We start from the raw sequence: 15,482 nt of genomic DNA on the forward strand, positions 1-15,482 counted from the left end.
ACGGGCAGCGCACACATCGCATCAGAAGTTGTACTTGACCGTCAGCAAGGAGGTCATGCCGGTATCGACGATATCGGAGACCGCCAGGTTGCGTTTGCCGATATGCGCCCAATAGCTGTAGTTGTCGGCCAGGTTGGAAATGGAGAAGTCCACCTGCAAGCCGTTCTTGAACATGTAGCCGGCATGCAAATCCAATCGCTTGATCGGCCTGATCCACAGGTCATCCCACGGGCCGCCCTGATTCAGGAAGTCGTATTCGGCCAGCCATGCGCTGGTGTAGTGGTAGCTCAGGTTGAGCGAGAAGCCGTCCTTCTCGTAGAACACCTCTGCGTTCGCCATGAACTTGGGCGCGCTTTGCATTTCTTCAGCGCGGAAGCCGGCCATGCCCAGGTCCGCGTTCGTGTTCTGGCGAGTGGCATTGAAACCGACACCGAGGCCGTCGAACGGCGCAGGCAGGAATTTGAATTTCTGGTGAGTATCCAGCTCGACGCCGTAGACGCGTGCATTGCCGCCGTTCTCGGGGGTTTGGTACAGCACCGTACCTTCGCCGGAGGTGGTGGAGTTGGCCTGTCCGCCGCCGGAGTCGTAGATGTAATGGCTCAGGTGCTTGAAGAAGCCGGCGATCGAGGCATAGCCGCCGTTGTTGCTGTTCCATTGGCCGGAGATATCAAAGTTAGTGGCCTTGATCGACTTCAGGTCCGGGTTGCCGCGGGTGATGGTAGTGACGCCATCGGAAATGCTCACGTTCTCGCCGGAGCCGAGCTGATAGAGCGATGGGCGTGTATAGCTTTGCCACAACGCTACGCGATACACCGCGTTGTCGCCTTGCCGATAATTCAGGAACACACTGGGAAGCGGTTCGTTGTAGACCGTGTGGTTTTTCTGGAAAGCGCCGGGTTCTTCGTTGCCTGCACTGTCTTCCGGCGTGACCCAGTAGGTGTTCTGAATCTCGGTGTGCTCGAAGCGGAAGCCGGGAATGATTTCCAGGTTGCCGAAGGTGTACGTGGCCTTGCCATAGATGGCGCTGACTGCTTCCACCCCGCGCAAGGTGTCGCAGTTGTAGTTGTTGATGTAAAGGCTTTTGCCGCAGGTATCCAGATCACTCGATACCAGGTATTGATCAATCAGGTTGGCGACCGCGGATTGGCTGATCTTGGCCGTGTTCCAATCGTATTTGCCGGGAAAGATCGCGTTGTAGCTGCCATCGAAGATGCCCAGGTCGCCGAGTGTGGTGGTGCCGTCGTTGATGCCCGCAGTCGACCAGTCGCGGTCGCTGAAGTTGCGGATGCTTTCGCTGTACTTGGCACCGAACTGGATCGAGGACAGTGCACCGCTGTCGAAGTCGTAGCGGAAGTCGACCTTGCCACCACCTTTGCGCTGGCCGGAGTAGATCTCGGTCAGTTCGCCATAGTCATTGGCGTACATGGAAGGGATATTGTTGACCTGGTTCAGCAGCGCCGGTGTCAGCTGCGGGTAGGGAAAGCCACCGGGGCCATAAGTCACCAGTGAGCTGCCGCTGTAGGCAAAATTGGTTTGCGAGTACTTGTCTTCGCGGCCGTCGATTTCCACGTGATTGGGGCGATCGTTGTCGCCGAAGCTGTAGAACACGTTCGGCGAAATGGTCCAACCGCCCGCGGTCTTGTCGAAGCCGGCCTGGAAGGTGGTCATATCCGCGATTTCCGGATTGGTTTCGAACCAGTAACGTGCGGCGATGCGGCCGATGTTCGGCTGGTACACGCCCGTGTTGCCGATCTCCGAATAGGTGACGTTCTGCGGAATCAACTGCGTGAAGGCCGTATTTTCGGTGGTCTGCGCATACGCGTAAGTCATGCGCAGGTACGCAGTGAGCGTGTCGTCGAGCCGCGCGTCGAACGAGAAGTTGCCGCCGTAGCGGCGCTCATAACCCGGCACCACACCCACGTCCATGCCGGTGCTGGTCAGGTTGTAGGCCTTGTCGTAACCCGGCGCGCTATGGCCCTCGGCATCGGTATGCGCGAATGCCCAGGAGCCGTCGTTCAATGCGCTGGTGGCCGCGGCCAGTTCGCTATTGGTGTAGGTGCGGTAGTCGTAATAGGCGCTGGCATAAACGCCGAACTGCTTCTGGTTGCCGAACTTGGTCTGGAAATCGGCCGCCATGCCACCGCCAAGGCCACTGCCGCCGTAATCCTGCGCGCGGCTTTCCGAACGGCCGCTCACCGAAACGCTGCCGCTGGTGTCCTTGGCGTAGTCGAAGGCGGTCGGCGTGCGGAAATCGACGGTGCCGCCGATCGCATCGCCGTCCATATCGGCGGTAGAAGTTTTGTTCATCACGATGGTCTGCAGCCCGGACGGCGGCAACAGGCTCAGCTGTACGCTGCGCGTATAAGGCATGCCTTGCGCCACGTCCACGCCGTTGATCAGGTTGACGTCGTAGTCGGCAGGCAAGCCGCGTACCGAGGCATACACGCCTTCGCCACGTGCGGCGCCATCGACGCCGGAGAAATAACCCGAGCCGGTATTCGTCACGTTCACGCCGGGAATCAGGCCCAGCGCTTCGGCGACGTTATGCACGGCGGTGTACTGTAGGTCGGCAGCCGACAACACGTTGGTGGTGTTGGGCGCATCCATCTGCATGGTGGCGGCGTCGTAGCGGTTGGCGGCAACGGTCACGACATTGAGTTGAGCCACCTTTTTCAGATTGAGTGCGACCGTTGCGGGTGCGTTGGCAGATACCGTCAGCGCTGTGCTGGCCGTGGCAAAGCCGTTTTGCGAGGCGGAAACGGTGTAGCTGCCTGCGGGTATGTTCGCGAAAGTGAAATTGCCGTCCTTATCGGTGGTGGCCGTATAAGTGGTGCCGCTTAGAGTCACGCGCGCATTGGCCACCGGTTGCCCCGATGCTTCTTGCTGCAGATGACCGTGCACCTCGCTCGCCATAACCGGCGCTGCCATACCTGCGGCGACCAGCCCGGCGGACAGGGCGATCGCTATTTTTCTACGCTTTAAACCAGCCGTTTTCATTCGATTGCTCCGATGAAAGGGTGCGACCGTCCAACGGGCTCCCCCCGCAGCGTCCGGTCTTGATAGATGCGACGCGACGACGCGACTTGCCGTGCAAGCCGTCAACGCATGCGCCACGTGCAATCGAAAACAGCCTCGATCGACAGGCAGCGGTGCGAATCGTCAGTCAATAAGGAAGGTCAGGCGGCGATAGCCGGCGGCGAATAGCCGGCAATGCATTTGCCGCGCGCGCGCAGCGCGCTTTTCTTGGCTTGATCGCGTACGGAGATGGACCTGCACTGCCGCTTTGCCGAGCACGCGCGGGCAACTACTGCCCAAGCGCAGCCCGATGCATTCTCAGTGAGGGAACAGCGGTTCATGTATGTCCGTTCCTACCAAGCCTTATGAGCGACAGTGGTCCAAGATAGGTAAGGAGTCCGTCTTCACGGTGGCAGCTCTTCTTCTCCCCAGAAGAAGACGCCGATCCATCTACTCATCAACCTATCATCCCCATAGGCAGTACAGCTTTTACTTGCCTCTTCACGTCAAGTCAACAAGTTTTGACGAGAAAAATCGCTGAATTTGTGGATGCTGCCTTGAGGTATTGCGCTGGTGCGCAGCTTGCATGTGCGTGGTGCTTGCACGGGCCTGCGCACATCCGCAGATCAGTTATCCGTGGCCGTTGCTTGCTTGCCCAGTTGGCGCAAGCGGCGCTTTTCTTCCCGTCGCGCTTTGCGTGCGGCCTTGCGCAAGCGCCGATCGTAGGCCCACAGATAAATGGCTGGCGTGCTCAGCAAGGTGAGCAGCTGCGACACCAGCAAGCCGCCGACGATGGCGATGCCCAATGGCTGGCGCATTTCCGAGCCGACGCCGAAACCGATCGCCAACGGCAACGCCGCGCCCATCGCGACCAGGGTCGTCATGGTGATAGGACGGAAGCGCACCAATGCTGCTTCGCGAATGGCATCCGGTGGCGACAGGCCATGTTCGCGTTGCGCGACCAGCGCGAAGTCGACCATCAGGATCGCGTTCTTTTTCACGATGCCGATCAGCATCAGGATCGCAATGATCACCATCAGCGAAAGCGGTGTCTGCGTCACCAGCATGGCGAGGAACGCACCCATGCCGGCGGCCGGCAGCGTCGACAGAATGGTGAGCGGATGCCCCAGGCTTTCATAGAGAATGCCGAGCACGATGTACATCGCGATGATCGAGGCGAGCAACAGGATGCCGCCGTTGGATTGCGCTTGCTGGAATTGCTGGTTGACGCCGGTGAAATCCAGGCGCACGCCTGGCGGCAGGTGCACGGCCAAGGCCGCCTGATTGAGCAGTTCGATGCCTTTGTTCTGCGCAATCTTCGGTGCAAGGTTGTAATTGATGGTGGCAACCTGTTGCTGGTCGTGATGGCGGATACGCATGGGGCTGATGTCAGGCACCACGGTGGCCAGCGCAGACAGCGGAATCATCTGTCCCACCGTGTTGCGCACGTAAAGATTCAGCAAGCCTTCGGCGCTTGTCGATTCGGAACTGGAAGATGTCAGCACCACGCGGTACTGATTGATATCCGAATAAATCACCGACACCTGGTTCTGCCCGAACGAGTTGAGCAGCACCGAGTCGATATCGCCGATGTTGACGTGCAGCCGCCCCGCATTCTCGCGATTGATGCGGATTTCCTGTTGCTTGCCGACCAGGTCGAAATCGCTGCTGACGTCGCGGAACTCGGGCATGCTGCGTAGCTTGCGCACCATGTTGAGCGTCAACGGCTGCAGATTTTCTCCACCGGTGGTATCGAGAATCTGCACTTCGTATTGGCCGGCGTTGTCGCCGCTGCCGCCGCCGCTCAGGAACTGCACCGGGCTGATGTAGACCTTTACGCCGGGCAGCACATCAAACTTTTTCCCTAGCCGCTCCATCACTTTCTTGATGTCGTCGGGACGTTCGTTGGGGCCGTCGCCGCGCGGCTTCAGGTCGGCGAACATGGTGGCGCTATTGCCTACTGCGCCGCCGTTCTGGTTGTTGCCGCCGAGCATGGTCAGAACATCGCGCGTGGCCGGGTCTTTCTGGATGATCGCATCCACCTGTTTTACCCGCGTGGCCAGCAGGGTCGGCGAGATGTTGGCGTCCGCGCGCACGTTGAGTTGCAACTGGCCGGTGTCTTCATCCGGCATGAAGGTGCCGCCGGCGGTTTTCACGACCGCCATGCCAAGCACCACGGTGAGGACCAGCAGCGTAAGCGGTTGCCAGCGCATGAGCCGACGATGGCGCATGGCCCAGTCGAGGGCGCGTTCGTAGTGACGATGCAGCCAGCGGTCGAAGCGATGCAGGGCTTGTTCGATACGCGAGGGTGGCTGCGATGTTTCCGTATCCAAGGTGAGGAAATGACCGCATAGAGCCGGCGTGAGCGTCAGCGAAACAATCGCCGATATCACGACCGCCGCGGTCAAGGTGACCGAGAATTCGCGCAGCAACATGATCAGCATGTTGTTGCCGAACAGCAGCGGTGCGAAGACTGCGATCAGGGACAGCGTGATGGAAATCACCGTGAAGCCGATTTCGCCCACGCCGCGCAGTGCGGCATCGAGCGGCGCTTCGCCATGTTCCATATGGCGCACGATGTTTTCGATCACCACGATCGCATCGTCCACCACAAAGCCGATGCACAGCACCAGCGCGACCAGCGACAGCGTGTTCAAGGTGTAGCCGAGCGACCACATCACCACGAACGCGCCGGCGAGCGATAGCGGCACGCTGAGCGCGGCGATCAGCGTGGGACGCAGCTTGCGCAGGAAAACCAGCATCACCAGCGCCACCATCGCGATGCTGATGAGCAATGCGACCTCTACTTCGTGCAAGGCCGACTTGGTGGTTTGCGTCAGGTCGAGGATCGGCGTCATCTGCACGTCGGCCGGCAACCATTGACGCAGTTGCGGCAGCTTGGCGCGGATGGCTTCCGCCGTGGCGACGGAATTCGCTTCCGGCCGCTTGTTGATTTGCATGCCCACTGCGCGCATGCCGTCGAACCACGCCGCCTGGTATTTGTCCTGTTCGCCGCTGGTGATCTTGGCGACGTCCGACAGGCGCACCGGCAAGCCTTTCCGGTTGGCGATGATCAGGTTGGCGAAATCCTGCGGCGTGTGCAGTGCGTCGTTGGCGGTGACGGTCATCTGCGTCTGGCCGTCGCTCAGGATGCCTTGTGGCGAGGTGACGTTGGCCGCACGCAAGGCGTTGGCGATGTCGTTGGCGGTGAGTCCCTTGGCCGACAGGGCGGCGGTATTGATATCCACGCGCACCGCGTGCGCCGTGCCGCCGAACACCTGCACCTGCGCCACGCCGGGAATCTGCGCCACCGCCGGGCTGAGCAAGGTATCGGTGAGGTCGTAGAGCTTGTCCGGCGGAAGGCTGCTGGAGGTCAGCGCGATCAGCAACACCGGAATCTGCGAGGTATCGAATTTGAAGTACTGCGGCGGGCTCGGCAACGAGCTGGGCAGGTCGGGTGCGGCGGCATTGATTGCCGACTGCACATCCTCGGCAATCTTGTCGACATTGCGACCGAAATCGAAGCGCACCATGATCGTGGCGCTGCCTTGCGTGGCATTGCCATACATTTCCTGCACGCCCGGGATGCGCCCCAGGTGGCGTTCCAGTGGCGCCATCACCGTGGTCGCCATGGTCTGCGGACTGGCACCGGGCTGCGCGACCGTGACGAACACGCCGGGAAAATCCAGCGTGGGCAATGCGGCGACGCCCAGCATCAAGTACGCGCAAAACCCGGCAATCGTCAGGCCGATCGCCAGCAATGAGGTACCGATAGGCCGACGGATAATCGGCGCGAAAATATTCATCGCGTTACCTGTGCAGCGTCAGGTAAATGCAAGCCATGCCTGCGCGTCTCCAGCGCGGGCAACGGCGCAAGCGAAAAGAAGGGCGCAATCATGGGCACCTTTATGCCTGGGAAGCCAGACCTGCAAATGTGCCTGAAGTCCGGCCGTGCCGAAAGGCATGGCGCGGCCGGAGATGTGAAAAGACGTGTTGCGGGACTGCCGGACATGGCGCCCTCCCCTGCATGCAGGGGAGGAGGGTTGGGGCGGGATTGCCCGAGCGTGCGCTGAGACCGACCGCTACGCTGTAGCAGCCGTTGCTGCTGCTAAGCGAACCATAGGGTGCTCAAACACGCCGCTTTATCAGGGGCTGTAACGCAAGGTCAGATACCAGGTACGCCCTAGCTGGTTGTAGTAGTAGGCGGTCTCGTAGCTGTGATCGAACGCGTTCGCCAGTTTGGCTTCCACCTGCCAGCCGGGTGCGAAGGTGTAGCTGGCGCGCAGATCGGTGGTGGCGTAGCCGCCCAGGCGATAGACGTTGGCCGCGTCGTCATAGCGCTTGCCGGAAGCGAATTCCGTTACGCCGAGATTGATCTTGCCGAAGCGGCGGTCGACATCGATGCGTGCGGTGCGCTCGGCACGGCGTGGCAGGATGTTGCCGTTGTCGGCGCTGCCGTCGTCGTCTTTCGGCTGCAGCAGCGTGAGATAGCTTTGTACGCGCCAGTCGTCCACATCGAAACCGAATTGGCCTTCAATGCCGCGGATGCGCGCGCGGCTGATGTTCACAGGAACGAATTCGCTGTTGAAGCCGATCAGGTCGGTGATGCGTGTCTGGTACGCGTTTACACCCCAATTCCAATGATCGAGCTGTTGCGTGAGGCCGACTTCAACGCTGCGCGAGGTTTCCGGCTTCAGGTCCGGATTGGAGGTGGGCACGCCGCCGAAAGCCGGGAAATACAGATCGTCGAAGGTCGGTGCATGGAAAGCGGTTCCATAACTCACCGATAGCACGGGCCCATGTTCGAAGTGATAACCCCAGGCCGCGGAGCCGGTGTTGTGGTTGCCGAACTGATCATTGTGATCGTGACGCGCGGAGACCTGTATTTCGTTCTGGCCGAAGGTGCCCTGGTATTGCGCAAAGGTGCCGGTATCGCCGCGCGTGGTCTGCTCGAAGGCGGTGTCGCTGGTGATGTGTTCCTGCTCATAGTCCACGCCTACGGTGAGCAGTTGATTGGAGGTGAGCGTGATGTCGTTCTGCCACGAGGCCTGGTTGCGGCGGGAATTGAAATAACCGGTGCCGGTGCGTGGGTAGTACAGGCCGAAATAACTGCCCTGGTAGAACGTGGCGTCGTCATCGCGGGTTTGCCCGGCGTCGAGCGTGACTTTCCAGATCGAGAGCGGCGAAAAGCTCAGGCGCGCGCCGGCTACGTATTGCTCTTCGATGGCGTCATTGCCGCCATAGGGGCTGCCGGTGTATTCGGCGTTGCTTTTGCTGCGCAGCCAGTCGAAGGCCAGTTCGGTGCCGTTGTCCCAGCGATAACCGAAGTTGGCGAAGCCGTTCCAGTTGCGGTAGGCGTCATTGCGCGGATCGTCGACGAAACAGGCGACACCGAGTTCCGCCGCACCCATGCGGCAGGCGGGAATGCCGCCGGTGTATTCGCCGCCGAGGCTGGCGTTGTACCAAAGATGATCGGTGCCGCCGGACAGGCCTGCCTGCCCGTTGACGAAACCGTGGCTGCCGCCCGTCACGCTGACGGAGGGCGAAATACCGCCGTTAGGCTGGCCGTGGCGGGTAAAGATCTGGATCACGCCACCCAGCGCGTCGGAGCCGTACAGGCTGGCGCGCGGTCCGCGCACGATCTCGATGCGGTCAATGACGTTCACCGGAATCTGTTCCAGCGCGGCCAAGCCGGAGCTCACGGAGCCGATGCGTATGCCATCGACCAATACCAGCACGTGCGTGGCATTGGTGCCGCGCACATAGACGGAAGTCTGCTGGCCGATGCCACCCGTTTGCGCAATGGAAATGCCAGGAAGGCCGGTGAGCAGATCAGCCACCGAAACCGGCTGCAGCCGTTCGATGTCTTCGCGCGTAATGACGGTTACCGATGACAAGGCATCGTTGGCGGTAATGGCGGTACGGGTGGCGGTGACGATCACCGGCGTCAACGTGCCGCTTTGATCGGAGGTGGTTTGGGCGTAGAGGGCCGGGCTGGCCAATCCGGCCAGCAGCGCCGCTGCAAGCGCAGTCTTCTTCAACATGATGTGTATGACCCCTTGCCGCACGTCCCCGCGCGGCGCAGATGAATGACTGGCGCCAAAGGGGAAAAGCAGCGGAAAGAGCGGGCAGGCGACGGCTGCAGCGCGATCTCCGTGCCTCGCCCGCCGCGAGCACCAGAACCTGGAGAGCCATTCAAGGCTCTGTCGCGGGCCGGTCTCCGGACTTGCGAGTGGCATGCGGATCCGCATGCCGCCGAACGGCGCCTTCCCATGTCGTGCACAGTGGCGTGTGACCGTTCGTGATAGCTGCCGGCCATGTCATGGACCGACGGCGCTACCGCGCTCGCTTACCGTTGCGGGGGCAGTGCCGGCCTTGCTGTGGGAACACAGCGCACCGGCTTCCCGTTTCATCCCCTGGGCGAACAGGGGACACCCGAAACGGGCGCCACTGTAGCGGTTGGGGACGGCCAGGGCAATTCGCCGTTATTTCCACCGCAAGAACATTTCCACCGCAAGAACGAATGACCCCTCTCCTGTAGGCGGGGGAGGTCATGTCTCGGTTGTAATGCGCGGCATCAGTCCGTCTGCAATTCCGCTACGAAGTCGTAGATGTCGCCGCGATACCAGGAGGTGGTGAATTCCACCACGCGGCCATCGTCGAGGAAGCTGCGGCGTTCGATATGCAGACCGGCACTGCCCACGCTGACATGCAACAAGCGGGCCTGACGCGCCGCCAGCAACACGGCGCGCAAGCGCTGCAACGCACGCACGGGGCGGCTGTTGTGCTTTTCCAGTGCTTCGTACAGCGAGTCGTGCACTTCGTGCGGATCGGGCAGCACACTGGCCGGCACCACGCTGCGTTCGATCGCCAGCGGCTCATCTTCGGCATAGCGCACGCGGTGCAGGCGCGCCACCAGCACGCCGGGGGAAAGGTTCAGTGCCATCGATTCTTCCGGCGTCACTTCGCCCACGCTGCGTTCGAAGAATTCGGAACGCGGATGCAAGCCGCGTGCACGCAGGTCTTCGGTAAAGCTGGTCAGCCGCGACATCGGCTTGATGATGCGCTCGGCCACAAAGGTGCCGGCGCCGTGGCGCTGGGTGAGCAGGCCTTCTTCAACCAGGCCTGAAATTGCCTTGCGTACCGTCACGCGCGACAGACCCAGGACCTGCGATAAATCGCGTTCGCTGGGTAAGGTCTGGCCCGGCTCGATGTCGCGATGCTGGATCACATTGCGAATAGCCCGGCGCAGCCGCAGGTAAGCCAGCGGCTGATGGGTGGTCGTATCACGGCTCAGGCGCCGGTATTCCTCGGCCAGGGCACTTTGCATAGCTGGCAACCATACCAATGGCGAACCACTGGCACAACAGGGCGTTACACGGGGTGGCCGCCAGCTTAGGAAAATTTTGCATACGATTGCACACCGAAAACACTGGTATGGCCTGGTATGTCATTGGTACGATCAGAGTTCCCCTGGCAGCCGCATCCCCGCGACTGCCCGCATTCCATGAGGTGAGTTGTGACTGCACCTGCTCAACCGGTCGATCTGTTCGATCTGGTGATTTTCGGCGGTACCGGCGACCTGGCCGTACGCAAATTGCTCCCTGCCCTGTTTCATCGTTTTATCGACGGCCAGATCCAGCCCGGCAGCCGCATCATCGGCGTGGCCCGCGAGGGTCTGGATGACGACGGTTATCGCGCGCAAGTCCGCTCCGCCATCAACGGCGCAGCCAAGGCGCAGGCGGACAAGCTCGACGCCTTTCTCAAAATGGTGCACTACCGTCCGCTCGACGCCCGCAAGGACAACGGCTGGGACGACTTCGCCAAGCTGATGGGCGAACAGCCCGATCACGTGCGCGTGTTCTATCTCTCCACCTCGCCCGAATTGTTCGTGGACATCTGCCAGCGTCTGGGCGGCTACGGCCTCAACGAGGGCAAGTCGCGCGTAGTGCTGGAAAAGCCGATCGGTCATGACCTGGCCAGCGCCAACCGCATCAACGATGACGTCGGCCGTGTCTTCGCGGAATCGCAAACCTTCCGCATTGACCATTACCTCGGCAAGGAAACGGTGCAGAACCTGCTGGCGCTGCGCTTCGGCAACGCCCTGTTCGAGCCGCTGTGGAACGCCGGCCATATCGATCACGTGCAGATCACCGTGGCGGAAACGCTCGGCGTGGGGCGCCGCGGTTCCTATTACGATCATGCCGGCGCGCTGCGCGACATGGTGCAGAACCATATGCTGCAGCTGCTGTGCATGGTGGCGATGGAGCCGCCCTCTTCGCTGTCGCCGGATGCGGTGCGCGATGAAAAGCTCAAGGTGCTGCATGCGCTCAAGCCGATCAATGAAGCCAACGCTGCCCAACTCACCGTGCGCGGCCAGTACCGGGCGGGCGCGGCCGAAGGGCAGAGCGTGCCGGGCTACATCGAAGACTTGAACAGCGATAGCAAGTCGAAGATCGAGAAGTCCAATACCGAAACCTTTGTGGCCTTGAAGGCGGAAATCGCCAACTGGCGCTGGTCCGGCGTGCCGTTCTATCTGCGCACCGGCAAGCGTCTGGCCGAGCGTGTGTCGGAAATCGTGGTGGCGTTCAAGCCGGTGCCGCATTCCATCTTCACCGCTTCGGCCGGTCCGCTGGCACAGAACCGCCTGGTGCTGCGCCTGCAGCCGGATGAAGGCGTAAAGCTGTGGCTGACCATCAAGCATCCGGGTCCGGGCGGCCTGCGTCTGCGCCACGTACCGCTGGATATGAGCTTCGCCGAAGCGTTCGGCGTGCAACAGCCCGATGCGTATGAGCGTTTGCTGCTCGACGTGGTGCGCGGCAACCCCACCTTGTTCATGCGTCGTGATGAAGTGGAGGCCGCATGGAACTGGGCCGACCCGATCCTCGCTGCCTGGGCGGCGACCGGCGAGTCGCCGCGTCCGTACACCTCCGGCACCTGGGGACCGAGCGCGGCGGTAGCATTGATTGAGCGCGATGGCCGCACTTGGGATGAGGATCACGAGCCGTGAGCGCGAAGCACGCCTTGCATGCGTTCGATGACGCCCAGGCGCTGGCCGAGGCCTTGTCGGCAAGCCTGGCGGGTAAGTTGCGCGAAGCGATCGATGTGCGCGGCGAAGCCTTGATCGCGGTTTCCGGCGGCAGCACGCCCAAGCGTCTGTTCGAGGCGCTTTCAAACAAGGCGCTGGATTGGTCGCGGGTGACCGTCACGTTGGTGGACGAGCGCTGGGTGCCCGAATCGGATGAGCGTTCCAATGCACGACTGGTTGAATCGCTGCTACTGCAACACCGGGCGGCCGATGCGGAATTCGTGCCCTTGTACGTGGAGGCCGCGACACCGGAAGCCGGTATTGGTGAAGTGCGTGCACGGGTGGCTGCCTTGAAGCAGCCTTTCGACGTGATCGTGCTGGGCATGGGGCCGGATGGACATACGGCTTCTTTCTTTCCCGGTGGCGATCGCCTCGGCGAAGCACTGGATACGTCGAACACGGCGCAAGTGTTGCCGATGCGAGCACCAGGCGCCGGCGAACCGCGCATCACGTTTACCTTGCCGGTGCTGTTGAAGGCGCGGACGCTGTATCTGCACATTCAAGGCAACGACAAGCGTGACGTGCTGGCGGAAGCGGAAAAGCCTGACAGCACCCTGCCCATTGCTAGCGTGCTGCGTGCCGAGCGGCCACTGGAAATTTATTGGTGCCCTTGAAGCGTCGCCTCTTGCCTCGCCCTGCCCCCTTCCGCGAGTGCGACAAGCAGAAATGGATTCCGCTGCGTAGGGGAATGGCAATGACGCCAAGGCCGCATCAAACATCGTCAAACCGTTGCCGTTAATCCGACTGGCAAGAAAAGCATCAACGCCGAGCTCTCTCGGTTGGAGTCTGAAATGAGTTTGCATCCCGTCGTTGCCGAAGTGACCGAACGCCTGCGCGAGCGCAGCCGCGATACGCGCGCCGCTTATCTGGATCGCATCCAGGCCGCGATGATCGACGGCCCGCATCGCGCACGCCTTTCCTGTGGCAACCTCGCGCACGGCTTTGCGGCATGCAACGCGTCGGACAAGGCCGCGCTACGCGAAGGCCACACGCCGAATATCGGCATCGTCACCGCTTACAACGACATGCTCTCGGCGCATCAACCGTATGAACGTTATCCGACGTTTATCCGCGAGATCGCGCGGCAAGCAGGCTTTACCGCGCAGGTGGCCGGCGGCGTGCCGGCGATGTGCGATGGCGTGACGCAAGGGCGCGCGGGCATGGAACTGTCGCTGTTCTCGCGCGATCTGATCGCGATGACCACGGCCGTGGCCTTGTCGCACGACATGTTCGACGGCGCGCTCTACCTGGGCATCTGCGACAAGATCGTGCCGGGGCTGCTGATCGGGGCCTTGAGCTTCGGACATCTGCCCGGCGTATTCATACCCAGTGGCCCGATGCCCAGCGGCATCAGCAATGAACAGAAATCGAAAGTGCGCCAGGCCTACGCCGAGGGTAAGGCCAGCCGTGACGAATTGTTGGAAGCCGAAGCGGCTTCTTATCACTCAGCCGGCACCTGCACCTTCTACGGCACGGCAAACTCCAACCAGATGCTGATGGAGATCATGGGCCTGCATTTGCCGGGCGCGAGTTTCGTAGCGCCGGATACGCCGCTGCGTGATGCGCTCACTGCCGAAGCCGTGCGCCGCTGCGCCGCGCTAGGCAAATCGGGCGTGCATCTGCCGATCGGCCATATCGTCGATGAGCGTGCCATCGTGAATGGCGTGGTGGGCCTGCATGCGACCGGTGGTTCCACCAATCACCTGCTGCATCTGGTGGCGATTGCGCAGGCGGCCGGCATTGCACTGCGCTGGGAAGATTTCGACGTACTGTCCTCGGTCGTGCCCTTGCTGGCGCGCGTGTACCCGAATGGCTATGCCGATGTGAATCAGTTCCACGACGCAGGCGGCATGTCGTTCCTGATCGATCAGTTGCTGACTGCCGGTCTATTGCACGGCGATGCGCGCACTGTCGCAGGCACGGATATGTCCGGTTACGCAAAAGTGCCGGAATTGGATGCCTCGGGCCAGCTGATCTGGAAACCGGTATCGAAGGAGAGCGGCAACCGCGGCGTGCTGCGCGGTATCAGCGAGCCGTTCCGCACCGATGGCGGCCTGCGCATGCTGCACGGCAATCTTGGCCGTTCGGTGATCAAGGTTTCATCCGTGCCGGAAGATCGGCTGGTGATCGAGGCGCCTGCCGTGGTGTTCCACGACCAGGATGACATCAAGCATGCTTTTGATCGCGGCGAGCTCAATCGCGACTTCATCGCGGTAGTGCGCTTCCAGGGACCGCGCGCCATCGGCATGCCGGAGCTGCACAAACTCACGCCGACGCTGGCCGTGCTGCAGGATCGTGGGCACCGCATTGCCCTGGTGACGGACGGCCGCATGTCAGGCGCCAGCGGGCGTGTGCCGGCGGCCATTCACGTAACTCCGGAAGCCGATGATGGCGGCCCTATTGCCAAAGTGCGCGACGGCGACATCATTCGCCTGGATGCTGCAAAAGGAACGCTCGACGTGCTTGTCGATGCCACCGAATTTGCGGCGCGCACACCGGCCGTTGAGGATCTCTCCAGGCATCAGCATGGCATGGGGCGCGAGTTGTTCACGCTGTTCCGCCGCAACGCGGTGGCTGCCGACCTGGGTGCAGGCGTGCTTTGAAACGTATCTCCTTCTCCTCATGCGAGGAGCGGCATTTCATTTTTGCAATATGAGCCTTTACCCATGACCATCGAAACCAAGCAACAGCACGTCGAAGCCACCATGCGTCTTGCGCCGGTGATTCCGGTGGTGATCATCGAGGACGCCAAGCATGCGGTGCCGATGGCGCGTGCCTTGGTGGCAGGAGGCATTCCCGCGATTGAAGTAACGCTGCGCACGCCGGCCGCGCTCGACGCCATCCGCGCCATTGCCGCCGAAGTGGAAGGTGCGGTGATCGGCGTCGGGACCGTGCTTACGGCAAACGATCTGCGTGCGGCAGAAAAAGCCGGCGCGCGCTTTGCGGTCTCCCCTGGTGTATCGCCCAACTTGCTCGCGGCGGCGGACGACAGCGCCCTGCCCCTGCTGCCTGGTGTGGCGACCGCCAGCGAAGCGATGACCATGCTCGAACGCGGATACCGGCATCTGAAATTCTTCCCCGCCGTTCCTGCTGGCGGTGCGAAATTGCTCGGTGCCTGGGCAAGCCCGCTGCCCCAGTTGCGCTTCTGTCCCACCGGCGGCATTTCACTCGCCAATGCGCTCGATTTCTTTGCGCTGCCCAACGTGCTCTGCGTGGGAGGGTCCTGGCTTACGCCGGCTGACAAATTGAAAAGCGGCGACTGGGCGGGCATCGAGCAGCTGGCGCGCGAGGCGGCGCTGCTCAAGAAGGCATAGCACGTCTATGTGCGCAGGGATGTGACTTTTGGGCTGTGAAAGTCGTATCCCAGCTTGCCTAAGCT

The 15,482-nt window shown here is 61.7% G+C and carries 8 protein-coding genes and 1 riboswitch; of the genes, 4 read left to right on the top strand and 4 right to left on the bottom strand.

Annotated features, from left to right (window positions below; all coding sequences use genetic code 11):
* Positions 1–21: 21 nt before the first annotated feature.
* The 4 genes from AC4HNJ_RS09575 to AC4HNJ_RS09590 form a co-directional block, all read right to left on the bottom strand.
* Positions 22–2,997 (bottom strand): TonB-dependent receptor, encoded by a 2,976-nt coding sequence (locus tag AC4HNJ_RS09575; protein ID WP_490479335.1) that lies wholly within the window; start codon positions 2,995–2,997, stop codon positions 22–24.
* A 644-nt stretch (positions 2,998–3,641) separates the two neighbouring features.
* Positions 3,642–6,821, bottom strand: a complete 3,180-nt coding sequence (locus AC4HNJ_RS09580) for an efflux RND transporter permease subunit (RefSeq protein WP_490479336.1) — start codon at positions 6,819–6,821, stop codon at positions 3,642–3,644.
* A gap of 339 nt (positions 6,822–7,160) precedes the next feature.
* Positions 7,161–9,059, bottom strand: coding sequence for a TonB-dependent receptor domain-containing protein (locus tag AC4HNJ_RS09585; protein ID WP_490479337.1), 1,899 nt, complete (start codon positions 9,057–9,059; stop codon positions 7,161–7,163).
* Between the two features lie 150 nt (positions 9,060–9,209).
* Positions 9,210–9,469, bottom strand: a riboswitch (cobalamin riboswitch).
* A 123-nt stretch (positions 9,470–9,592) separates the two neighbouring features.
* On the bottom strand, positions 9,593–10,345 hold the full coding sequence (locus tag AC4HNJ_RS09590) for a GntR family transcriptional regulator (RefSeq protein ID WP_490479338.1): 753 nt from the start codon (positions 10,343–10,345) through the stop codon (positions 9,593–9,595).
* A 189-nt stretch (positions 10,346–10,534) separates the two neighbouring features.
* On the opposite strand from AC4HNJ_RS09590, the gene zwf reads away from it, so the two are divergent.
* The 4 genes from zwf to eda all read left to right on the top strand — a co-directional run bounded on the left by zwf (position 10,535) and on the right by eda (position 15,417).
* A complete protein-coding gene (gene zwf / locus AC4HNJ_RS09595) occupies positions 10,535–12,025 on the top strand; it encodes a glucose-6-phosphate dehydrogenase (protein WP_490479339.1) in 1,491 nt (496 codons plus the stop codon).
* Positions 12,022–12,717, top strand: a complete 696-nt coding sequence (gene pgl, locus AC4HNJ_RS09600; RefSeq protein ID WP_490479340.1) for a 6-phosphogluconolactonase — start codon at positions 12,022–12,024, stop codon at positions 12,715–12,717. The genes zwf and pgl overlap by 4 nt, the downstream gene beginning before the upstream one ends.
* 177 nt (positions 12,718–12,894) lie before the next feature.
* Positions 12,895–14,706, top strand: a complete 1,812-nt coding sequence (edd, locus tag AC4HNJ_RS09605) for a phosphogluconate dehydratase (RefSeq protein ID WP_490479341.1) — start codon at positions 12,895–12,897, stop codon at positions 14,704–14,706.
* Positions 14,707–14,769: 63 nt separating this feature from the next.
* Positions 14,770–15,417: a bifunctional 4-hydroxy-2-oxoglutarate aldolase/2-dehydro-3-deoxy-phosphogluconate aldolase gene (gene eda / locus AC4HNJ_RS09610; protein WP_490479342.1), complete on the top strand. Its 648-nt coding sequence runs from the start codon at positions 14,770–14,772 to the stop codon at positions 15,415–15,417.
* Positions 15,418–15,482: the final 65 nt, after the last annotated feature.

Source organism: Dyella sp. SYSU CM1112, assembly GCF_058216415.1.